Here is a 20,253-nt window from a genome sequence, read left to right on the forward strand (position 1 = left end):
ACGAATCACCTCCTATTTATATTATAATCATTATAGCATGATGTTGTTGAACTGTCAACAAAAATTGACGAATAAACGTGACACAATGTCAACAAAAATTTCCTCTCTTGATTATGCAAAACAGAGAAAGAAAAAAACATTGTCAACCGCTGTTGACAAATAGCCAACACGGTGGTATACTGTAGATGTTGGCAGAAAGTCACGAATAGAAAGAGGTGAGACAATGACAGATACTCAGCTTCTTATCAAGTATATCGAAGAATGCGGCACAAGCACAAGTGCAGTTGCGGAAGAACTCGGCATAACACGGCAAGGATTATGGAAGAAACTTAAAAATATAACTGAATTCAAACAGTCGGAGATAGAAAAGATAACTCGCATTCTTAAACTTGACTCGGAGGCACAGAGACTTATTTTTTTTACACTCGGTGTTGACTAAAAGTCACACTTAGCTGTAAAGTAAGCAACTGTACAACCACCCACAAACCACAACGAAGGAAGGAGTGAGAACATGGAGCAGGAGAAAAAGAAAAGCCCCGATAAAAGGGACGGGGCAAAGAAAGCAAAGGCATATGAGAACTTAGCAGTGTTTTTATTAATTCTTGGTATAATTTGTGCTGTGCTTAAAGAGCATGAATTATATCAAGACTTTGCAATTGGTGGCATCCTGCTTGATCTCATTGCAGTAAGCAAAAAAATTAATTGAACTGATTGATAAGAAAATCAATTATAGCTTGAAAAATCGGAGCCCATTTTTTGGAGATCTCGGGCAGATTTGTCATGTAGGTAATCATGAACGTAAGCAGCATACATATTTCTGCTTTGGTCATGCCTTCCTTTACCTTTGGAGCGCCCTCCGGCATCTGAGAGCAAAGTTCCTGAAGCTTAGCGATAACAGAGAATGGCAGTTCTCTATTATCGTTCTGAAGTTTCTTGATCAAATCCTTTGCTTCGAGTTCAAGTTCAGCTACCGAAAGGTTTGAAAGCTCATCAATCGTAAAGTTTTGAAGTTCATCTATTTTCATTATTTCACCTCCTCTCGCCTACATTATACCACAAGGCGGAGCAGGTGGCAAGAAGACAACCCGCACGAACATAAGCATAGAAAGAGGTGATAGTATGAGAAAGAACGATTTCAGGAATATGCAGGAGACCGAGACCGAGAAGGAGCGCGTGGTCAAGTACGACTCGTATGCAGACGGAAAGATACGCGCACATATCACGGTTCATATTCCGAAGCGCACTCCCGAGGAGCAGGAAGCCTATGAGAAACGTGTTCGCGCAGAGCTCCGTCGTTTCTATCATAGTGTCACCGCACAGGGGCTTGACTGGGACAAGATCACGGCTGAAAAGTGACTTGTGCAGTCGACTGCACGAAAGGAGAAGAGACCGTATGAAACTGACCGAATACGACGAGAGCATGATCGTGAGCAATATCACTCACGCCAAGGATAAGAAAAAGCAGCTGAGTATCGAGGCAGAGCTGAACGCTATAAGCAAGGGCGATGTAAAGGAAATCCTCAAGAAGCATGGCGTCAGCCTGAAAATATTCAATGGCGGCCGTCATGAGAAAAAACACATCGAGGACAAGCTTGCCGAGGAAGCTTCCAAGGCTGAGACGCCTGCGGAGCAGGAAGACATCGAGGAGCTGAACATCCTGACTGATGTGCAGGATATCCTGTCAAAGGAAGAGGAACTCTCGGAGAACGAAATAAAGATCCCGTACAAGAAGCCCGAGATCATCGAGCCGCCTCTGCCGAAAAGCAGCGAGTCCGTGGAAAATGCTGCCGATAGTACCGACTGTGAGCAGGCTTCTGCCGACGACTTTCTTATCATCGGCCCGAATATCTTAGAGGACGACCAGATCATCTACTCCGTCACGTCTAAGATATATGAGCTTGTTAAGGAACGCAAAGCGCACCAGGAACGCATCGACAAGATAGATGCAATACTCAGGAAGTACAGTTATTTCTCAGCTGATATCAGCAATTACATAGAAAGCGAGGGTGTCGAACTATGACCGAAGAGCAGGAAAAGCAGATGTACAGCGAAAAGGCAGCTTTTGTCAGGGACAAGCTCCTGCCGCTGCTGCAAGCTATAGACAGTAACATCGAGGGGGCAAGCCACCATGTACTCAGCAGACGGCCGTATGACCTCGAGTATATCCTGATAAGCTGGAGCAATGCAGAAAGCCAGCGGATATATGTCACGGGTGACAGTCTCCTTGCTATATCAAGGGACGTATTGAGGTCACTGCGATGAAGCTGAGGATCAAGGATATTGCTTTCGAGAGCTTCAGCAACGGAAACGCGAAGCTCATAACGCCCGAGTATACTAACCTGTATAAGAACGCCGTCGAAGCGTGGAACATATTCGTGCAGACAGCTCTTCGGCCGTATGAGCAGCAGCTTCGTGACGAACTTGAAGGGAATGGCTTCAACAGGTGGACAGGCGAACGCAAGCTCTATCCGACGGAGTCGGAGCTGAAAGCATATGATGAAGCGGCAAGAAGAAAAGAACCGTATGACATATAAGGAGCTGATATCGTGGGTAAGAAAATATTTTACGACGACGCTCTGAAACTCGGCGGTCTCGCTCATAATAACGACATCCACGCTCCGCAGAATAAGTACGGCTACAAGATCAACGTCAATCATCCTCAGATAAAGCCGCTTTACGAAAAATTCAAACATCATATAAATGCGAAAATCCTGTCGGACACGGAACGCTTGCGGTTTGAAGCCCTCATATTCAAGATGATCGAAAAGAATAATCGAAAAGAGGTGGAAAATGAGAACTGAGATACTTACGTATATACTTAAGTACGCGATCATAGCTGCCGCTGTCGTCGGCATCATCGGAGTACCGACCGAATATCTTATCGGATATCTTCGTGAGCGAAAAGCATACCGTAAAGCTCATGAGGATATCGAGCTGAATATCCGAGTATGGACAAGCATAGCTGCAAGCTGCGATCCTGTCGAGGACGCATACGACAAAGGCTATGCGATAGCTCGGCTCGTGATATATCATCACGAGCTTGAAGAACTCAAAAATAACCGAAAAAGAGACTTGTGCAGTTGACTGCACGCCGATAAGGAGATAAGGATATGAACAGAGAAAAGTATTTTGATATAAAAAACGTCAAAGGGCAAGCACAAAAAATAGTAGCTGAAGGCGTAGCAAATGCGCTTCAGTACTGCTGTGATAAAGAGCCTGAATTCGAGCAGGCCATTGAGCAGAGCGGCAAAAGCTTTACCGACTGTCTCAACGAAATCGTAAAAGATGTTGGACCGTCTAAGCCTGGGCTGTCCGACTTCGAGACATATAACAGAGCCGTGAAGTTCTACTTTTCGACTGCAAAGATATGGTACACAATGAACATTGACCTAAGTGGCGATAACGGAGCAACAAAGTCGCCTATCACCATGACCGAGAACAAGAAGGACACCCTGAGCATATCCCTCGATGATCTTCTCGACTTCTGAGGAGGCACAGTATGAGCGAATTTGTCAACGTCGATGCATACCTCGACGAGATCAAAGGATATATGCCACACTACGTATTTTACCGCCGGGGCTATGGAGTTCCTGTGCTTGCAGGCTACGGCGATTACTATGAGAGTGAGAAGAACAGCAAGCTCACGGACTGCTACTGCACAGCCTGCAATACTCGTTATGAAGACGGTATCAATAAGCCTTCTGCGTACAAGCATAAAGATATTGGCAAGTGTGCCAACTGCGGAGCCATAGTCGAGCGGCGTGCTATGGGACGTGGCCGGTCCACACTCAGAGAAGTGAGAAACTTCGCTGTATTTGAAGGCGCAGGGGACCTTGTCCGTATAAAGTGTATCAAAGCAGAGCTGACATTTCAGGGGGACGACCTTGAACCGAACTACGATTGGTGGGAAGTGGCACGATATCAGCTTGAACCCCATAAAGCTATACAGTTCAGAACTGTATGGAACATACGTGAGCGTAAGTGGGAATGGGAACCAAGAAAAAGCAAGCCCTCAGAACCATACTTTTCTTCAAGCTGGGGATATTATTGTGACAACAGCTATACTCTCGTGAACGCCGACGCTATCAGTAACAGCTTCCTGAAATATATTGACAGAGAATGGCCCGACAGAGAGCACCTGCCTGCGTTCTACATAAAGTGGCTCTGCTGCTATGCCGAGCACCCGCAGTTAGAATACTTCGTCAAAGGCGGATTGTATAATCTCGCTGGGAATATTGTCAGAGGGCATATAGGGTGCGGAGTTCGCTTCAACTGGAAAAGCAATGACCTGAAAAAGATACTCAGAGTATCGAAGCCCGAGCTTGAATACCTTCAGGAGAGCGACGGCAATATTTACGCAGACTATGTCAGATTCAGAAACCGCGTATTCAGCAGTAAGAATCCCACGGAAACTATAAGCTATCACAGAAACTTTCATAATTCTGTTGAGCTCATTCAGTCGGTGAAGCTTATCACGGGCTTGCTTCCGAAAAAGATCATGGACTACGCTCTCAGGAAGCAGAACAGGCAGGGAGTATACTACTTCATGACTTTATGGAAGGACTATCTCGATAACTGCGATAGTCTCGAATATGACTTGCACAATGAAGCTATCATCATGCCGAAGAACCTATGGCTGGAGCATGACAAGGTGATGAAGCTCGCAAAGGTTCGTGAGGACGAGCTTCTCAGCAGGAAGATGAAGGAGCTCGCTGAGACACGTCGCGATATGGAAGTCACGGACATGGAACTCGGGCTATTTATCAGACAGCCATACACTGCTGGGGAAATTATTGCCGAGGGAAAAGCACTCGATCACTGCGTCGGCGGATACGCGGAGCGCCACGCCAACGGTGCTACGACTATCATGTTCCTGAGACAGATATCAAAGCCGTCAGTGCCTTACTACACTATGGAGGTCAGCAACGATTTTACTATCAAGCAGTGCTACGGCTATCAGAACAACAGGCACTCGGAGAAAACACTGGATATATGCATTTTCGAGCAAAGATATCAGGAATATCTCGACGCAGTCAAGAAACAGCGTCGAAAAGACGAGCAGAGAGCCAAGAGGAAAAAGAGACAGCAGAAAGCAAAAGCTGCTGCATAACAGGAGGATATCATGAACGAAATTATTACAGCAGAAGCAGGGGAGAGCGCTCTCCCTGCCTCGGCCAGAGCTATACAGATAACGGAGCGCATCAGAGCCAACGGCAGGACCGCAGTCAATGCGGTCTGTGCTATTGGTGAGGATCTCCGCACTATGAAGATAGACGGGCTCTACACTGAGCTCGGATATGAGGACTTTGAAAGCTACGCAGAGAAGGAGTTTGACCTTAAACGCCGACAGGCATATCAATACATAAGCGTATATGAAAAGCTCGGAAAGGAGTTTGTGCAGTCAAATGCACAGCTCGGCATTACGAAACTTGCGCTCCTCGCTACTGCGAACCCCGAGGACCGTGCTGAGGTCATGGAGTCCGGGGACGTCGGTGGAATGACTACCCGGGAACTCGAAGAGCTTCTCGAAAAGTACAAGCAGCAGGGCGAGCAGCTCTCGCTCCTGCAAGAGGAGAACACCAAGCTCGAAGCAAAGGTGGAGGAGTTTGAAAACGCTCCAAAGGACGTTCAAGTTGCTACAAAGGAGATTCCCGTTCCGGATAAAGAGACAGAGGAGAAGCTGAAAAAGAAAACGCAGGAGCTTATATCTGCGAACGCAGACAAAGAATCTGCGGAGAAAAAGCTGCGAGCCGTGGAAGCGGAGCTCGATATGACAAAAGGTTCATATGCAAGGCTTCAAGCAGAAATACAGAAAGAAGTTAGTGAGAAGGTCAAAAAAGAGCTCGATAGTGAAAAAGAAAAGGCAGCTAAGGAAAAGAAAAAGGCAGAGAAGGAGCTGAAACAGAAAGAGACTGAGCTTCAGAACGCGAGAGCCATGAAAGAACAGGCGGAGCAGGAGAAGAAAGCGCTCGAAAAGAAGATATCAGAACTGGAACAGGCAGTGCAGAAGCCGCCTGAGAACGCCGACAAGAGCAATTTCAAGGTGCTGCTCTCCACAGTCTATCGTGATATGCTCGGACTTGTGGAATTTATAAAGGATACTGAGGACATTGAGGAGCGTAAGCAGTATTTCCAGAAAGCGCTCGAAATCCTTCATATCTGTGAGGATAGTATCAAGAAGATAGATTTTCCGGTGGAGATACCGAAGCAGCCCCTGACGTCTCGCGGCGTTGTCGATATATCATCGAAAGAGTTTGCAACTTCTATTAAGTCTGTATCCAACAATGATGACGATGAAGACGACGAGGAGGAAGACGATGAAGATGAATGAACAAATTCCTAAACCGTGCAAGTGCGGAAATACCATGATCGGTACAACACATGAATTTTTCTTTGGCAGAACGATGTATAGAGTATCATGCTTGATATGTGGTGAGCAGGGAGAAAGAGCTGATACGCCAGAGAAAGCTATCGAAGTGTGGAATGAAAGGGGAAAGCGATGAATGATTATGAAGTCGTTCCCCGCCCGAAGTCTCGGAAAGCATTAACAAAAATCCCCGGGGCGAGTGCTCAGCTCGTAAAAGATATTTACGACGCCATCGCCGCAGGCGTATCCTACGGCGTATATATGGGTATGAAGCAAGATAAGTTGGAAGAGGCGTACTATAAGAAGTACGGCAAGAGGAGGCGGTGAACGTGACAAGATTGCAGGAAATAGATTTACTTCTTGATAAAAATACAGAGCTTATCACGAGCTATACAAAGCGTATCGCCGAGCTTATCGGCTCGGTCAGGGTGTTGGAAAAAGAACGGGACAAGCTCACAAAGAAGAACAAGAGTGAAAAAACAGTCTACTGCAAGGACTGCGTGTACCTTAGCCGTTTCGACTGTCCTTTAGCGTTCATCGAGAAAAGAACGCTTGAGTTCGCAGCTGTTCCACCGAACTTCTACTGTGCGAAGGGGAAAACTCATGAACCGTAACGATCTTGCCAAGAGGCCGCTCGTAGAGCTGCTCCACGATATCAATATGAGCGTCGAAGAATGTCTCTATCAGGTGATGTCGAAATGTACAGCTGAACAGAAGAGTTCACGCTGTAAGAAAATGAAATGCTGCTATGACTGCTTGGCCGCATGGCTCAATGAAGGAGGAAGAAAAATGTATATCGACAACGAATGGCTCGAAGAGCCCGAAGTAAATGCGAAGTTCAAGAAGCTCAATACCGAGCTTGCCGAAACAAAGGGTGAGCTCATTCGTGCAAAGGCCCTTCTCGCTCAGCTCAGAGCCTATTATGGAGCGACACCCGGCTGGGATATGTACGAGGATGATGTGATAGCTCTGATAGGGAAGGTGAACAAGCATGATCCATGAACTGAAAATAATGCCCGAGTACTTCGAGGCTGTAGCAAGCGGACGGAAAACCTTTGAAGTCAGAAGATGTGACCGCCTATATACTGACGGTGACACTCTGAGACTAAAAGAGTATAACGGCCATTGTTTCACAGGCAGAGAACTCTCCGTACTTGTGACCTATATACTCCGTGACCGTAACTACTGCAAGGACGGCTTCTGTATTATCGGATTTGTCCCGATCATACCAGGTGAAAGGCTAAGCATAAGATCAATACCTGTCGACGGAGGTCCTGAAAATGACTGTGAATGAAGTATATGCCGTAGTTATGGCATTGGATACGAAAATAAATGCATTACAGGAAGAAAACGAACGCCTGTATAAGAAGGTGCATACTCTCGAAGCTGTAGTCGAATCGAGATTGCTGAAAGATGTACCCAATGCAGGAACGGTTCACCTTAACTGGGAGCAGGGATATGGAAATGACTGACACAGATATGCTGCACATGGCAGCTATGGAAAAAGAGAATATGGAGCTGTGGAAGCTCCTGCGTGAGACGCTGCCTGTTCTCAGAGCTGCATTTTTCGCAAATCACAGCGAAGCGAACAGAGCGAACGAGCTTTACGATAAAATAACAAAGACAGTTGGCAAAGAATAGACTGATCGAAAGGAGGTACAGGCTATGACAGCGGTCAAAATATTTGCAGAGGTATTCAAATGGTACAGCGAAGAGTGCAACAAAGCGGAGGACTGCGCTGACTGTATGTTCTGTGTCCCACGTAAGGATTGCTTTACCGACGGTGACATCGAAAGGCTGATAAAAATAGCAGAAAAGTATGATACATTGCACAGAGAGGAGAAATAAATGAAAATCTTAATAAAAGGCGATGAAGGCGCGATCAAAAAAGCCACAGGTCGCTCCAAGACATTCAAGTGTATGACCTGCGGATGCGTATTCGAGGCAGAAGAGGGCGAATACGAAGAGTCAGAAAGATACTGGGAGATAACTTCGTCGAAATGTCCTCAGTGCGGCGGTTTTTCAAAAGTTCACATTCTTGCACCGAACGAGCTGGAGCTGATAAAGGCAGGTGAAAATTAATGCTTGCAATAATCATAGGAGCAGTCTGCGGACTGACCTGCTTTGTCCTCGGCGTAGCCGTCGGTCACGCACTCGCTGAGGAAGAAATACAGGAAGCAAGAAAGGAAATAGGCGCAGAGCCTTCCGGCGACGATACCGAAAGAAGGTGATATCATGAAGAACTGCTTTTACTGCGGCAGCAAAAAGTTCAAGTATCTGAGAGATGCTGAGCTGAAAGTGACGGTCAAGTGCGAGAAATGTGGTGCAGAAGTCAGGACTCCTTATCTGACAGAGGACTCTGCGCGAGGCTACTGGAATATGAAGCAGGCATCACTCGAACGTGCTGCGGGAATCAAAAAGGAAGCGGCTGCCTCGTAAGCAGCCGCACACCTATACTATTATAATAGTAAAAAGCAAGTGCCTGATGCTGGCACATCAGAACTTGTAATCTATCTTAAACTTACGACCAAGCCGACAGGGGGAAAGAAAATGAGATGCGTATACCGGGAAACGAGATATGAATGTGGAGATTATTTGGAAGTTAACATATATCCCACTTACAGGAAAAATATTTCACGAAAAAGAAAAAGCAAGCCGACATCAGAAACTCAGCAGAAGCTAAACGAGATATACTCCCGGAATCATCTTATCAGACTTGCGAATGCGAACTTTACAGATCATGATCTCAAGATAGAGCTCACGTATACTTCTGAACACAATCCCGAAGATGATGAAACAGCAGTGAGAGAGCTCAGGAATTTCCTCCGCAGGGTGAAGAGATATCGTGAGAGGTACAACCTCTCCGAGTTGAAGTACATAGCTGTCACCGAGAGAGGAAGTCTGAAAGGCAGATATCATCATCACCTTATCATGAGTGATATGCCCCTCTTCGATCTCGTCAAGCTATGGGGAAAGGGCATAGTCGGCAGTGATATCCTGATATGGGACGAGAACGGCATCGCTAACCTCGTGGAGTATATGCTTAAGCAGAACAAGAGGTATATGCGCTCACGCAATCTTATTGATCCGCCTGCTAAGAAAAGAGACGGACGCTTCTCCCAGCGCAGGGTGAAAGAGCTTGCCCGTGATACTGATGATCGTCAGGAGTTTGAGAAGCTTTACGAAGGTTACTTCCTGTCGAAGGCTGAGGTCGTACATAACGATGATAACGGCGGCGTATATATCTACGCCCGATACTACAAGAAGGAGGCGGCATGGTGCAGGCAGAAGAGATCGAGCAGACAACGCTCTTCCGATGGGCGGAGTTCGCAGAAGCGAAGTACCCCGAGCTCGGGCTGATGTATCATATCCCGAACGAGGGTAAGAGGAGCGCTGTCACAGGAGCACGGCTGAAAGCGCAGGGACTGAAATCGGGAGTTCCCGACGTATGTCTCCCGACAGCTCACGGCGGATACATAGGACTGTACATCGAAATGAAGGTCAGGCCGAACAAGCCAACCGAAAATCAAAAGCAATGGCTGAGGGCTCTGCGCGGAGCAGGACACTTCACAGCTGTCGCATACACATGGGAGGAAGCTAAGGACCTGATAGAAGAATACCTCAGGCTGCCTCTGACAATACCGAAAGGAGAAAACAAATGAAAATCAACAGATTATGGTCCCTGCTGAAACAGAGGAAAGCTATCACGATTATGCAGGGAGAATCAGCTCAATGGGTGGGAGACGGATTCTCTTGCTATCCCGTGTATAATCTTCCACCACTGAAAGAGAGAGTAATGCAGACGCTTCTCGATGTCAACGATGATACATGGGATAAGTTTGCATTTTACGAAGATTCGCATGTGAATTTTACAGAGGAGGACATCCTTGAAGCGCAGGTGGACCTCGAACCGCTTACCGTCGCGCTCCATTATCACGGTATGGACGTAATGCCACTTGTTGGTGGTGGAAAGATATATTACATACAGACCAAGTATCTTAAACCGTTTGAGAATACACTGCTGCTCTCGTATGCTTATCGAAAAGAAGCAGGTGGAGTTATCGCGGTAAACGAGGGTCTGTTGCTTAGTGCTATCATAGCACCTGTTGATATGAGCAAAGATAAGGTCTTCGAGGAAACACTCTACAAGCTGTACGACCTCACCAAGCGAGAAGGCGGTGGGGCTGAATGACTCCTGAACAGTATCTCATGCAGGTGAAGGACATCGACCTTCGTATACGTTCCCTCAGAGGAGAGCTGAAAGATGCCGAGAAAGAGCACGACGAGGAATATGTAGAGCAGCTCCGCAAGTGCATCAGGAAGGATATCGAGCACTACAAGGAGCTTAAGCTGAGAATACGTGAAGAAATTCAGCAGATCGGTGACAACAAGCTCGGGACATTGCTCACGGAGTACTATGTCCGCGGCAGAAGCTGGGAACAAGTCGGCGAAACTATAGGCATCAAAGATCCGAAATGGGTGAGGACACGGCTGCGAGAAAAGGCTCTGAAGCTCTTCGCAGCTTGCTTCCCGAAATATTTTTTATAAATCACCCTCACGCACCACTTTTCCACCTTGAAAGTAAGTCTTGTGCGTGGTACAGTAAAACTAAGAAGGCAGGCGGACTCTTTCATGAACTCGGGCAACCTTACCGAGCAGCTCTTCAACGGTATGCGGATCTGCTCGGCAGCCTCCGCCTTGCTTTCGGTATCTCTTTTCGGAGTTCCCTGCGGAAGCAGCCGCTTCCGCGTATGGCAGAGTAGAGCATCGGTAGCTCGCGAGGCTCATAACCTCGAGGCAGTTGGTTCAATTCCAACCTCTGCAACCAGCTAACAGCAGATGCATAATGTTAGTCCTTTACAAGGGGTGCGAAATACCACCAATGCAGCGTTTCAAGTCCGCGGCATAAATGCAGAAATCGCATAACAGCTATTGCAACTCGGCTCGTTCCACGGCGAGAGCATCCAGGCGAGGGGAGTTCGTACTTATATGGATCAAGTACGTGTCAGTGCAAGTCTGACTTTCTGCACCACGGCGGAAACGCCTTCCAATTATCGAGCCCCGTTCGGACAACGGATCTCACATCCTTTTCGCCGCAGAGTAAGGAATGGCTCTGCGGCAACCCCGTAAAAATGATTTCAAAGATATGCCCGCGCTGCGGCAAAAAAGTCCCGACAGGCACAGCCTGCGGCTGCTGCAAGCGTGACAGAGTTAATCCGCTCGGCGATTATAATGCAGACGTTAAAGCATTTTACTTGTCAAAAGAGTGGGAAAAAGCAAGAAACAAGTGCATTTCAGCCTGTTTCGGGCTCGATTTGATAAGCGTTTTTTGCGAGCAAAAAATAGAATATGGATTCACGGTACATCATATCGTACCGCTGATAAACGACTACCGACTGCGATTACAGCAAAGTAATCTGATATACCTAACAGAGGCCCACCATAGAGCCGTTCATCGCCTGTATGAGGCGGAATATCAGGAGACTGTCGAGGCGTTGAAAACATTTTCCGAACTCGCTCGGGAGGCACTCACTGCCCCGGGGGGTATGTTGAAAACTTTCGACCTTCTGAGAACGAACCGCTGCGGTAGTTTTCTTTTCACAAAATTGTAAATAAAAATTTTTCCTAAGCCTGTGCAGTCAACTGCACGGCAGAAAGTGAGGAGAGTATGGGAAGAGCCCGACTTCCACTCTCTGAGCAGAAAGGCGATCTCACCAAGGAGCGCAGAGCGAGACTCGAGGCAGAGCAGGACCTTGTCCGCACTCCCAAGAAGTATATCCTCAGAGCTCCGACATGGCTCAGCAAGCGAGCACGCAAGGAGTATCGCCGACTGATCGAGAGTATGGCAGAGATGGATATGCTCGGCGACCTCGACGCCAACAACTTAGCCGCCTACTGCAACGCCTGGGACAAGTATCTGCTCGCTGAGGAAGAGATAAAGGAGAAGGGACTTCTTATAGAGGCACCTAAGAACTCCAAGGCTCCGTATCAGGTGAATCCTGCCGTCTACGTGCAGAGCAAGAACGCGAAAGAGATGCGTGAGTTCGGTAGACAGTGTGGTTTATCTATCGACAGCCGTTTGAAGTTTGCGGCGGCGAAGCTTCCTGAGATCGAGGCAGGCATCGAAGAGGAGTTCGGTGATATCTGATGACTGTCAGAGAGGAGCTCGAAAGATATGCTGCCGAATGCTTAGACGGTTCGCGGGTGAGCTGCCGAAAGCACAAGTGGGCTTGTCAGCGCTTCCTGGCAGATCTCAAAAAGCTTGATACCGAAGACGACTATCCCTACTACTGGGACGAAGAGCAGGCGAGAGCCATTGTCAAGTGGTTTCATTACCTCCGCCACAGCAAGGGCATCCTCGCAGGTAAGAGCATAGAGCTTATAGCTCCGCAGCGCTTTACTCTCTGCCAGCTTTACGGCTGGCGGAGAAAGTCTGACGGTCTCAGGCGCTTCACCAAGTATTTCAAGGAGGAAGCCCGAAAGAACGCCAAGTCTCAGGAGCTCGGCGGTGTCGCGCTCTATGAGATGGCCTGCGGAAGCACCCGAAACGAGGAGCACTACGAGGGCTACTGTGCGGGAACTAAGAGAGAGCAGTCGAAGATCATCGTGGAAGAATGCAAGCATATGCTCAAGCGAAGCCCGCTTGCACGAAAATTCAACTGCACTGCGAACAGAGTCACGCATCGGAAGACAGGCTCGTTCATCGTGGCCCTCAGCAAGCAGGACGGACAGAGTGGCGACGGTACAAACCCTGCATTTCTCATACTTGACGAGTACCACCAGCACCCGACGACTGAGTTCTACGATCTCGGCCTCGGTTCAAATACCAAGGAGCCGCTGCTGCTTATCATCACGACCGCGGGCAAGGATCTGAACTGTCCATGCTATCAGCAGGAGTATATGTACTGCAGCGATGTCCTTGATCCCGATAAGCCCGAGATCGTCAACGACGAGTATCTCATAGATATCTTTGAGGCTGATCCCGATATCGAGCTCAACGACAAGACCTATGATATGCTTGTGGAGATGGCTAATCCTGTCAGATCATCATATGCGGCAGGCCGCAAGCTAATGCACGACGACTATGTCATTGCAAAGGAGATCCCCGAAAAGCTAATATCCTTCCTGACGAAGGTCCTGAACATATGGGTACAAGCCAAGATCAACGGATATATGAACATGGCGAAATGGAATCGCTGCAAGGTCAGCAAGCTTCCCGTGGATATCCGAGGGCTGCCCGTATACGTGGGCTTCGATATGTCGGCAAAGATAGACCTTACCTCGGTAAGCTTCATCGTTCCTTATAAGGACGGCGAGACAGTGAAGTATATCCTGTTCTCGCACAGCTTCATACCGAACCGTGAGAAGCTCGCGGAGAGGTGCAGAGTTGACAAGATGCCATATGACGCATGGGAGCGGAACGGCTGGCTGACGGTAACGGATACCGAGATCGTCGATCAGAATGCAGTAATGAACTACGTCAAAGGCTTCTGCAGCTCGCAGGGCTTAGTGATTCAGTCTCTCTGCTTCGATCCCGCCAATGCAGGCAAGCTTATGCTGGAACTCAGTGACGAGGGATACGACGTAGTGGAAGTATATCAGTCTCATAAGTCCCTGAATGAAAGTACAGCAGGTTTCCGCGAGCAGGTATACTGTCAGAATGTATTATTTCTTAATAATCCTCTGCTGAACTATGCTATAGGAAACGCCGTGATCAGAACGAATAACGGATTGATAAAAGTAGACAAGGACGCGACAAAGCGCCGAGTAGACCCTGTAGATGCTACTCTCTGCGCTTTCAAGCTTGCCTTATATCATATATTCGCCACCGTCTCGATAGATGTAGACGAGTGGCTCGAGAGCGAAAGTTGGTGAGAAAATGTCGCTTTTCAAGCGCAGAAAAAAGATAGCCGACGAAGTGGAGAACACCACGGAGCAGGCAACAGAGGAAACGACTGCCGACACGGAGCAGGCAACAGAGGAAACGACTGCCGACACGGAGCAGGAACAGCCTGCGGGAGTAGTCACTATACAACAGCTCAATGAATTCTTTAACAAGCAGGGCTTTTCAAGCGCCCTTGCGAAAAATAATCTTAACGCGGCTACATACTACGCCTGTATGCTTATCCGCTGCAATGCTCTCGCAAAAGTCCCCTTCAAGGTCTACGAGCGCGACGGTGACGGAGCAAAGGAAGCAAAGCATCATCTGAACAAGCTTCTGAAGCTGCGGCCCAACCGCTTCATGACAGCTCACGATTTCCTGTGGGCTTCGGAATTTCAGCGTCTGAGTACAGGAAACACCTTTTGGGTATACAGTTTCCGCCGCGGAAAGATCGAGGAGATATATCTTCTCGACAGTAACTACGTAGAGATCATCGTCGACAATGCAGGCATACTCAGCTCGCCTAATTCAGTCTATTACCTCTATACTGACCCGCGAAGCAGCAGGCAGTCTATATATACCTCCGACAGGATAGTTCATCATAAGTACTTCTCGACTGACGGTATCAAGGGGAATTCAATTCAGAAATATCTCGTCGATACCCTGAGTCAGGAAAAATACGCACAGCAAGTCGTAAACGAGAAGTACAGTCATGGCCTACAGGACCCTATCATCGTCACCTATACAGGCGACCTCGATAAGGTCCGCTCGGCACAGATCAAGAAAAAGTTCTCTAACCTCGCAGGTGCTCAGAATGCAGGTTCGGTAATTCCGATACCTATGGACTTCGGAGTACAGCAGCTGGAGACAAAGCTTGTCAACTCTCAGTTCTTCGAGCTCAACGGCTTGACTACAAGGCATATCGCTAATGCTTTCGGCGTAAAGAGTTTTCAGCTCAACGACCTTGAAAAGAGCACCTACAGCAACATTGAGCAGCAGAACAGAGCGTTTTACTCGGACACAATGCAGAATGTCCTGACGACTTACGAGCAGGAAGCGACGTATAAGCTCCTCAGCTCGGAGGAACAGGAAAAGCTTTTTATTCAGGCAAATGCTGACGTATACCTCAGAGCTGACATCGAGACCCGATATAAAGCATACAGTGAAGGCATACGCGGCGGCTTCCTGCAGATAGCAGAAGCCCGAAAGCGTGAAAATCTGCCGTTCGTCCCCGGTACGGATATGCTTATTTTCGGAAACGGTGCGGCTATTCCACTGGATATGCTTGGCAAGCAGTATGACAGAGGAGGAGGTGAGAAAAAATGAAAAAGTATCAGTTTACACAGAAAGACAAGACAGGTGCAATCAAGGACTGCGGCTATATGATCTATGACAGTGCAGACGATGAGAGTGCAGAGCTTCGCTTTTACGGTGATATCTGCTCAGCTACATGGATCAGCAAGTGGTTCGAGGAAGACAAAGCTCCGCAGGACGTAGTGGATTTTCTCGCCGAGCTCAATGCTGAGGGTGGCAACCACAAGAAGCTGAACGTATACGTCAACAGCGGCGGCGGCGACGTCTTCGGCGGACTTGCTATATACAGCATACTCGCTCGATATCCGGGGGAGAAGGTCGCTCATATCGACGGTATCGCGGCAAGCATCGCGGGAATAATCCCCTTCGCCTGCGATAAGGTTGTAGCTCCGAAGTACGCTCAGCTCATGCTTCATAAGCCGTGGAGCGGCTGCTGGGGCAACGCTAACGACTTCAAAAAAGCAATCGAGGCGCTCAATACCTGCGAGCAGTCGATCATCAACGTATATAAAGCTCACGCCGTCAATGGTACAACTGAGGATAAGATCAGGAGCATGATAGACCGCGAGACGTGGCTGACAGCAGAGCAGGCGGCAGAGTACTTCGATATCGAGCTCCTCGATACAGAGCCTGTTGCTGCTTGCATTTCCGACAGCTATAAGATGTACAAGCACACCCCCGAGGCTCTCATGAAAGAGCCGAAACAGCCCGAGTCTCCCGAACCGAAGGAAGACGAGGCCGTAAATAATCAGAAGAGAAAGCTGCAGATGTCTCTCGACGTCCTGAGGCTACTCAAATAAAAAATAACAGAAAGAAGGAAAATGACTATGTCGAAAATTGAAGAGATGCAGGCAAAGCTTGCAATTCTTATCAACACAGCTCAGGACTACCTCGATAAGGACGATCTCGAGAACGCCGACAAGGTACAGAAGCAGGCTCAGGAGCTTGCCGATAAGATCGAGAAGCAGAAGGCTCTTGATAAGCTCTCTGCGAACATCGAAGTTCCTCAGCCTACATCCACCGAAAGCACAGCAAAGAACGACGCTGCTCAGACCAAGGAGAACGCTTCTTTTATCCGTGCAGCTCTTAAGAAACTTTCGGGAACAAAGCTCACCGAGGCAGAGGACGCGCTCCTCCTGCCGTCTACTACTTATCCTAACGGAGCTAACGGCGAGGGCTATATCCTTCCTCAGGATATTCGCACAAAGATACACGAAAAGCTCCGCCAGTTCAAGAGCCTCAGAGAGGTTTGCGGATATATCAAGACAACTGCTTTAACAGGCAGCTATCCTATTGAGAATATCGATTCTATCAATGGCCTAGTAGACTTCACTGACGGTACTGACGGTCAGGACGCTACCGACTTCAGCTTCGGTACTGTCGGCTGGTCACTGAAAGAAAAGGGTGCATTCATTAAGGTATCAAATACGCTTCTTGCACTTACTGATAACGACCTTATCGCCTACATCGTAAGAGTATTCGCTAAGAAGGCGGTTATCACCGAAAATGCTATGGCGAAGGCAAAGCTTGAAGCAAACAAAACGGCTAAGTCTCTCAGCGGCTGGGCAGCTCTTAAGGAGTCAATCAATACCGATCTTGATCCCGCTGCACTTTATAACACAAGGATCGTAACAAATCAGGATGGCTTCAATGTGCTGGACAAGGCGCTTGACCTTAACGGTAGACCTGTACTTCAGCCAGATCCGACACAGCCTACACGTAAGCTGTTCATGGGATTCCCTGTCATGGTATACTCGAACGCTATGCTTGCAAGCGACACTACTAACAACGTCGCACCTGTATACTACGGTGATATCGAGGACGGTGTTCAGTTCGTAGATCTCGATAATATCTCATTCGCATCCTCCAAGGAAGCAGGCTTCATGAGCAATACAACTATCTGCCGTCTTATCGAGTGGGTAGATGTAGTGCAGGCTGATGCTTCCGACAAGTGCTACTGCTTCGGCAAGCTGAGCCTGGGGGAATAACGAGCGAGACTCCCGAGGAAACAACTGAGGAAAATCCAACCGTGGAAGAACCGACTACCGAATTCGCTGCCGCTGATACGAACAGCGACAACGATCTCTCACAGGCAGAGCTTGAAGCACTTACGGTAGCTCAGTTGAGGAGTCTCGCAGCAGAACTCGAGATCACACTTACAGCAACAACAAAGGCTGAAATAATCGCCGAAATACTTGCCGCGCAGTCCGCGGCCCCTGAACAGCAGACAGAACCCGAACAGCAGCCGGGCGGCTAAGCTCTGAATCGTCGGAAAGGAGGACCTTATGGAGCTTGAATTTATAAAGACCTTCCTGAAGGTTGACTTCGACGACGACGACAGGATCATCGCTCTTATGGCTGACGTCGCGGAGCAGTATATCACAGCCGCGGTCGGCTCATGCAACTACGAGGACGCGAGGGTAAGAATACTTGCCCTCGTGATAATCACAGAGCTTTACGAAAAGCGCAGCTACTCCGTAGAAAAGGCAGGAGCGAAAGCGCAGTATACTATACGCTCTATCATAGCGCAGCTGCAGGCGGAGCAGGAGATGATGGAAGATGATGCTTGATACCGATGTCGGAAAACTTGACAAGAGGATAACCATTCAGAAGCAGGCAGATGAAGACGAGTTTGACACGATCGGAAATCAGCTCCCCGGCTGGACCGACTATCACTCTTGCTGGGCGTCGGTAACAGGAGCTTCCGACAAGGAAAGCCATGACGCCAAAGAGCCCCGCGAGGAAGCAGTCAAGAATTTCAAGATCCGCTACTGCAAGAAGCTCGAAGACATGACAACAGACCGCTATCGAATCAAGTACAGAGGCCATTACTACAACATTCAGGGCATTGACAACCTTGCGGAGGCTGACTCTCTGCTTATCATCAGAGCTCAGAGGGAGGAAGATCATGAATGAGATCATCACTCCCGACGAGTTCGTCGAGGCTCTTGCTGAGGCGACCAGAACCATGACCGAGGAGGTCGTGGAAGAGATGGAAAACGGGCTTGTCGATATCGCTAACAATGCGGTCGAGGAGCTCAAGCGTCTCTCTCCCGTCTATAAGGGGAGCAGCAAGAAACTGAAAAAAGGCGATTACCGCAAAAAATGGCGCTGTATCGTCGAAAAAGAGCGCGGTGTCACGAGAGTGACGATTTACAACGCGAAAGGTGGTCTCACGCATCTGCTCGAGAACGGTCACGTCGTCAGAAATGGTACTAAAAGAGTGGTCGGAAATGCCGACCCTATACCGCATATCTCGATAGTCAATGAGCACGCCGAAAAAGAACTTGACAAGCTGATGGAGGGACTGTAATGGAACTTGACGAGATCCGCGACAGACTCTTGTCGCTTGGTTTGCCGGTAGCATATCTGCGCTTTAAGAAAGCTCAGAAGCTGCCGTTCATCGTATATTATGAGTCCGACACCGAAATAACAGGTGCCGACAACTATAACCTTTATCGCGACGTTGAAATCACGATAGAGCTTTACACAGAGGACAAGGATCCTCAGCTGGAGCGCAGGCTTGAAAATCTTTTCCGCGAGGTAGAGATCGACAAGGAAGGCGACACAGCTCTCGAGGACGAGGAAATGCTGCTTGCAGCATTCTCGTTCAGAACTATCCAATACATAAGGGAGGATAAGAATAATGCCTGATAGCACAGTGAATAAGAAGGAGATAGACCGTATCGCACTCGGATCAGTAGACGTATATGTCACCGAGTGGACAGGTACATCAATAGAGGATATCCCCACAGACGATGTCCTCGAGGTCGAAAGCAATCTTATCGGCCGCACGAAGGACGGCGGAGAATTCGAGTATCAGACGACCTGGTACAACGTCAAGTCAGACGACGGCAAGGCCGCACGTAATGACCTTACCGACGATAACGGCTATATGAGCTATGGTATGATAACATGGAACGGAAATACCATTGAAAAGATCGTATCAACTGCCTCAGTAACAACGGCAGGCGCAGGAAGCTCAGCGAAGCGCCGTACTCTTATAGGTGGCGTCGCAAATGACAACGGAAAGACATATCTTTTCCGCGCAGTACACAAGGACAAGGTCAAGGGCGATGTTCGCTACACGATGATCGGCAAGAATATCAACGGCTTCGCAGCATCATATAAGCCCGGACAGCCTTCGACTATAACGCCGAGAATACAGGCAGAGCCTTTCAGTGACGGACATCTTCTCATTATCGACGAAGATAATGCAGCAGGAGTATATCTGAGCACCAAAGCTGCTACTGTTGCAGTAGGCTCTACGGTAGCACTTACGGCATCAACACTTCCTGCAGGGGAGACAGTAACATGGTCTTCCGACAATACGAGTGAAGCGACGGTGAGTGACGGTACAGTCACAGGCGTGGCGGCAGGAACAGTAGCGATAACAGCGTCGATCACAAGTGGCGGCAGCACATACACTGATACCTGCATCGTTACAGTTACGGGAGCTGGTGCCTGATGTATGAGGTAACAGTATACTGGGAGGACCTGCAGGACGAGAACTACGCTTACAATGCAGGAGACACCTATCCGCGCAGGGGGCTTAAACCTACGGCAGAAAGAGTCAAGGAGCTGTCAGGTTCTGCGAATCTCCGCGGCATTCCTCTTATCAGAGAGGTCAAGAAAAAGCGAAAAGAGACTCAGACCGAAGCTGAGTCATGACAGAGGCGGGCTTCGGCTC

General features: G+C 48.4%; 40 protein-coding genes and 1 tRNA gene. 40 read left to right on the forward strand and 1 reads right to left on the reverse strand.

All coding sequences use genetic code 11. The features are described 5' to 3' along the window. Positions 1–223: 223 nt before the first annotated feature. Both Q0R37_RS00390 and Q0R37_RS00395 read left to right on the forward strand, forming a co-directional pair. On the forward strand, positions 224–439 hold the full coding sequence (locus Q0R37_RS00390) for a helix-turn-helix domain-containing protein (protein WP_294749948.1): 216 nt from the start codon (positions 224–226) through the stop codon (positions 437–439). 72 nt (positions 440–511) lie between these two features. Beyond that, positions 512–706 (forward strand): hypothetical protein, encoded by a 195-nt coding sequence (locus tag Q0R37_RS00395; RefSeq protein ID WP_294749950.1) that lies wholly within the window; start codon positions 512–514, stop codon positions 704–706. Here Q0R37_RS00395 and Q0R37_RS00400 read toward each other — a convergent pair. Beyond that, positions 699–1,025, reverse strand: coding sequence for a hypothetical protein (locus tag Q0R37_RS00400; protein WP_294749952.1), 327 nt, complete (start codon positions 1,023–1,025; stop codon positions 699–701). The genes Q0R37_RS00395 and Q0R37_RS00400 overlap by 8 nt on opposite strands. Positions 1,026–1,119: 94 nt before the next feature. Here Q0R37_RS00400 and Q0R37_RS00405 point away from each other — a divergent pair, with 94 nt between their 5' ends. From Q0R37_RS00405 to Q0R37_RS00590, 38 genes are all read left to right on the forward strand, one after another. Continuing rightward, positions 1,120–1,356, forward strand: a complete 237-nt coding sequence (locus Q0R37_RS00405; RefSeq protein WP_294749954.1) for a hypothetical protein — start codon at positions 1,120–1,122, stop codon at positions 1,354–1,356. A 37-nt stretch (positions 1,357–1,393) separates the two neighbouring features. Further along, positions 1,394–2,020 (forward strand): hypothetical protein, encoded by a 627-nt coding sequence (locus Q0R37_RS00410; RefSeq protein WP_294749956.1) that lies wholly within the window; start codon positions 1,394–1,396, stop codon positions 2,018–2,020. Further along, complete coding sequence (locus tag Q0R37_RS00415; protein WP_294749958.1) at positions 2,017–2,262, forward strand: hypothetical protein; 246 nt, start codon at positions 2,017–2,019, stop codon at positions 2,260–2,262. The genes Q0R37_RS00410 and Q0R37_RS00415 overlap by 4 nt, the downstream gene beginning before the upstream one ends. Next, positions 2,259–2,534, forward strand: coding sequence for a hypothetical protein (locus Q0R37_RS00420; protein WP_294749960.1), 276 nt, complete (start codon positions 2,259–2,261; stop codon positions 2,532–2,534). Before Q0R37_RS00415 ends, Q0R37_RS00420 begins: the two co-directional genes overlap by 4 nt. Before the next feature lie 12 nt (positions 2,535–2,546). After that, positions 2,547–2,801: a hypothetical protein gene (locus tag Q0R37_RS00425; RefSeq protein ID WP_294749962.1), complete on the forward strand. Its 255-nt coding sequence runs from the start codon at positions 2,547–2,549 to the stop codon at positions 2,799–2,801. Then, positions 2,791–3,084: a hypothetical protein gene (locus Q0R37_RS00430; protein WP_294749964.1), complete on the forward strand. Its 294-nt coding sequence runs from the start codon at positions 2,791–2,793 to the stop codon at positions 3,082–3,084. Before Q0R37_RS00425 ends, Q0R37_RS00430 begins: the two co-directional genes overlap by 11 nt. A gap of 26 nt (positions 3,085–3,110) precedes the next feature. Then, positions 3,111–3,488: a hypothetical protein gene (locus Q0R37_RS00435; protein WP_294749966.1), complete on the forward strand. Its 378-nt coding sequence runs from the start codon at positions 3,111–3,113 to the stop codon at positions 3,486–3,488. Positions 3,489–3,499: 11 nt separating this feature from the next. After that, positions 3,500–5,110, forward strand: a complete 1,611-nt coding sequence (locus tag Q0R37_RS00440) for a PcfJ domain-containing protein (protein ID WP_294749968.1) — start codon at positions 3,500–3,502, stop codon at positions 5,108–5,110. 12 nt (positions 5,111–5,122) lie between these two features. Then, entirely contained in the window at positions 5,123–6,331 is a 1,209-nt protein-coding gene (locus Q0R37_RS00445; RefSeq protein ID WP_294749970.1) for a hypothetical protein, read from the forward strand. After that, positions 6,318–6,503 carry a hypothetical protein gene (locus Q0R37_RS00450; RefSeq protein ID WP_294749972.1) on the forward strand — a complete coding sequence of 62 codons (186 nt, stop codon included), beginning with the start codon at positions 6,318–6,320 and terminating at the stop codon, positions 6,501–6,503. The genes Q0R37_RS00445 and Q0R37_RS00450 overlap by 14 nt, the downstream gene beginning before the upstream one ends. Further along, entirely contained in the window at positions 6,500–6,694 is a 195-nt protein-coding gene (locus Q0R37_RS00455; protein ID WP_294749974.1) for a hypothetical protein, read from the forward strand. The genes Q0R37_RS00450 and Q0R37_RS00455 overlap by 4 nt, the downstream gene beginning before the upstream one ends. Before the next feature lie 2 nt (positions 6,695–6,696). Next, on the forward strand, positions 6,697–6,981 hold the full coding sequence (locus tag Q0R37_RS00460; protein WP_294749976.1) for a hypothetical protein: 285 nt from the start codon (positions 6,697–6,699) through the stop codon (positions 6,979–6,981). After that, on the forward strand, positions 6,971–7,369 hold the full coding sequence (locus tag Q0R37_RS00465; protein WP_294749978.1) for a hypothetical protein: 399 nt from the start codon (positions 6,971–6,973) through the stop codon (positions 7,367–7,369). Before Q0R37_RS00460 ends, Q0R37_RS00465 begins: the two co-directional genes overlap by 11 nt. Then, complete coding sequence (locus Q0R37_RS00470) at positions 7,359–7,661, forward strand: DUF3850 domain-containing protein (protein WP_294749980.1); 303 nt, start codon at positions 7,359–7,361, stop codon at positions 7,659–7,661. Before Q0R37_RS00465 ends, Q0R37_RS00470 begins: the two co-directional genes overlap by 11 nt. After that, entirely contained in the window at positions 7,648–7,839 is a 192-nt protein-coding gene (locus Q0R37_RS00475; RefSeq protein ID WP_294749982.1) for a hypothetical protein, read from the forward strand. The genes Q0R37_RS00470 and Q0R37_RS00475 overlap by 14 nt, the downstream gene beginning before the upstream one ends. Further along, positions 7,826–8,008, forward strand: coding sequence for a hypothetical protein (locus tag Q0R37_RS00480; protein ID WP_294749984.1), 183 nt, complete (start codon positions 7,826–7,828; stop codon positions 8,006–8,008). Before Q0R37_RS00475 ends, Q0R37_RS00480 begins: the two co-directional genes overlap by 14 nt. A 24-nt stretch (positions 8,009–8,032) precedes the next feature. Further along, on the forward strand, positions 8,033–8,215 hold the full coding sequence (locus Q0R37_RS00485) for a hypothetical protein (protein WP_294749987.1): 183 nt from the start codon (positions 8,033–8,035) through the stop codon (positions 8,213–8,215). Further along, positions 8,216–8,449, forward strand: coding sequence for a hypothetical protein (locus Q0R37_RS00490; RefSeq protein WP_294749989.1), 234 nt, complete (start codon positions 8,216–8,218; stop codon positions 8,447–8,449). Continuing rightward, the gene (locus tag Q0R37_RS00495) at positions 8,449–8,598 is read left to right on the forward strand and encodes a hypothetical protein (RefSeq protein WP_294749991.1); all 150 of its coding nucleotides are present in this window, start codon (positions 8,449–8,451) and stop codon (positions 8,596–8,598) included. The genes Q0R37_RS00490 and Q0R37_RS00495 overlap by 1 nt, the downstream gene beginning before the upstream one ends. Positions 8,599–8,602: 4 nt before the next feature. Beyond that, positions 8,603–8,806 carry a hypothetical protein gene (locus tag Q0R37_RS00500; protein WP_294749993.1) on the forward strand — a complete coding sequence of 68 codons (204 nt, stop codon included), beginning with the start codon at positions 8,603–8,605 and terminating at the stop codon, positions 8,804–8,806. Between the two features lie 156 nt (positions 8,807–8,962). Next, entirely contained in the window at positions 8,963–9,727 is a 765-nt protein-coding gene (locus tag Q0R37_RS00505) for a hypothetical protein (RefSeq protein WP_294749995.1), read from the forward strand. Continuing rightward, positions 9,643–10,029, forward strand: a complete 387-nt coding sequence (locus tag Q0R37_RS00510) for a VRR-NUC domain-containing protein (RefSeq protein WP_294749997.1) — start codon at positions 9,643–9,645, stop codon at positions 10,027–10,029. The genes Q0R37_RS00505 and Q0R37_RS00510 overlap by 85 nt, the downstream gene beginning before the upstream one ends. After that, complete coding sequence (locus Q0R37_RS00515; protein WP_294749999.1) at positions 10,026–10,559, forward strand: hypothetical protein; 534 nt, start codon at positions 10,026–10,028, stop codon at positions 10,557–10,559. Before Q0R37_RS00510 ends, Q0R37_RS00515 begins: the two co-directional genes overlap by 4 nt. Beyond that, positions 10,556–10,915, forward strand: coding sequence for a hypothetical protein (locus Q0R37_RS00520; protein ID WP_294750001.1), 360 nt, complete (start codon positions 10,556–10,558; stop codon positions 10,913–10,915). Before Q0R37_RS00515 ends, Q0R37_RS00520 begins: the two co-directional genes overlap by 4 nt. 204 nt (positions 10,916–11,119) lie before the next feature. Beyond that, positions 11,120–11,195: transfer RNA gene (locus Q0R37_RS00525), tRNA-Met, on the forward strand. 304 nt (positions 11,196–11,499) lie between these two features. Next, positions 11,500–11,979, forward strand: a complete 480-nt coding sequence (locus tag Q0R37_RS00530; protein WP_294750004.1) for an HNH endonuclease — start codon at positions 11,500–11,502, stop codon at positions 11,977–11,979. Between the two features lie 56 nt (positions 11,980–12,035). Next, on the forward strand, positions 12,036–12,515 hold the full coding sequence (locus Q0R37_RS00535) for a phage terminase small subunit P27 family (RefSeq protein ID WP_294750006.1): 480 nt from the start codon (positions 12,036–12,038) through the stop codon (positions 12,513–12,515). Continuing rightward, positions 12,515–14,242 carry a terminase TerL endonuclease subunit gene (locus Q0R37_RS00540; protein WP_294750007.1) on the forward strand — a complete coding sequence of 576 codons (1,728 nt, stop codon included), beginning with the start codon at positions 12,515–12,517 and terminating at the stop codon, positions 14,240–14,242. The genes Q0R37_RS00535 and Q0R37_RS00540 overlap by 1 nt, the downstream gene beginning before the upstream one ends. A 4-nt stretch (positions 14,243–14,246) precedes the next feature. Then, positions 14,247–15,575, forward strand: coding sequence for a phage portal protein (locus tag Q0R37_RS00545; protein ID WP_294750008.1), 1,329 nt, complete (start codon positions 14,247–14,249; stop codon positions 15,573–15,575). After that, a complete protein-coding gene (locus Q0R37_RS00550) occupies positions 15,572–16,363 on the forward strand; it encodes a head maturation protease, ClpP-related (protein ID WP_294750010.1) in 792 nt (263 codons plus the stop codon). Before Q0R37_RS00545 ends, Q0R37_RS00550 begins: the two co-directional genes overlap by 4 nt. A gap of 27 nt (positions 16,364–16,390) precedes the next feature. Then, positions 16,391–17,551, forward strand: a complete 1,161-nt coding sequence (locus tag Q0R37_RS00555; protein ID WP_294750013.1) for a phage major capsid protein — start codon at positions 16,391–16,393, stop codon at positions 17,549–17,551. Between the two features lie 41 nt (positions 17,552–17,592). Continuing rightward, a complete protein-coding gene (locus tag Q0R37_RS00560) occupies positions 17,593–17,820 on the forward strand; it encodes a Rho termination factor N-terminal domain-containing protein (RefSeq protein ID WP_294750015.1) in 228 nt (75 codons plus the stop codon). Between the two features lie 28 nt (positions 17,821–17,848). Next, positions 17,849–18,133 carry a head-tail connector protein gene (locus Q0R37_RS00565; RefSeq protein WP_294750017.1) on the forward strand — a complete coding sequence of 95 codons (285 nt, stop codon included), beginning with the start codon at positions 17,849–17,851 and terminating at the stop codon, positions 18,131–18,133. After that, positions 18,123–18,479, forward strand: a complete 357-nt coding sequence (locus tag Q0R37_RS00570; protein ID WP_294750018.1) for a phage head closure protein — start codon at positions 18,123–18,125, stop codon at positions 18,477–18,479. Before Q0R37_RS00565 ends, Q0R37_RS00570 begins: the two co-directional genes overlap by 11 nt. After that, positions 18,421–18,876 carry a hypothetical protein gene (locus tag Q0R37_RS00575; protein WP_294750019.1) on the forward strand — a complete coding sequence of 152 codons (456 nt, stop codon included), beginning with the start codon at positions 18,421–18,423 and terminating at the stop codon, positions 18,874–18,876. The genes Q0R37_RS00570 and Q0R37_RS00575 overlap by 59 nt, the downstream gene beginning before the upstream one ends. Beyond that, complete coding sequence (locus Q0R37_RS00580) at positions 18,876–19,217, forward strand: hypothetical protein (RefSeq protein ID WP_294750020.1); 342 nt, start codon at positions 18,876–18,878, stop codon at positions 19,215–19,217. The genes Q0R37_RS00575 and Q0R37_RS00580 overlap by 1 nt, the downstream gene beginning before the upstream one ends. After that, a complete protein-coding gene (locus Q0R37_RS00585) occupies positions 19,210–20,031 on the forward strand; it encodes an Ig-like domain-containing protein (protein ID WP_294750022.1) in 822 nt (273 codons plus the stop codon). Before Q0R37_RS00580 ends, Q0R37_RS00585 begins: the two co-directional genes overlap by 8 nt. After that, the gene (locus Q0R37_RS00590) at positions 20,031–20,234 is read left to right on the forward strand and encodes a hypothetical protein (protein WP_294750024.1); all 204 of its coding nucleotides are present in this window, start codon (positions 20,031–20,033) and stop codon (positions 20,232–20,234) included. Before Q0R37_RS00585 ends, Q0R37_RS00590 begins: the two co-directional genes overlap by 1 nt. The last annotated feature ends 19 nt before the right edge of the window (positions 20,235–20,253 follow it).

It is taken from the genome of uncultured Ruminococcus sp. (assembly GCF_946415235.1).
GTDB lineage: Bacteria > Bacillota > Clostridia > Oscillospirales > Ruminococcaceae > Ruminococcus.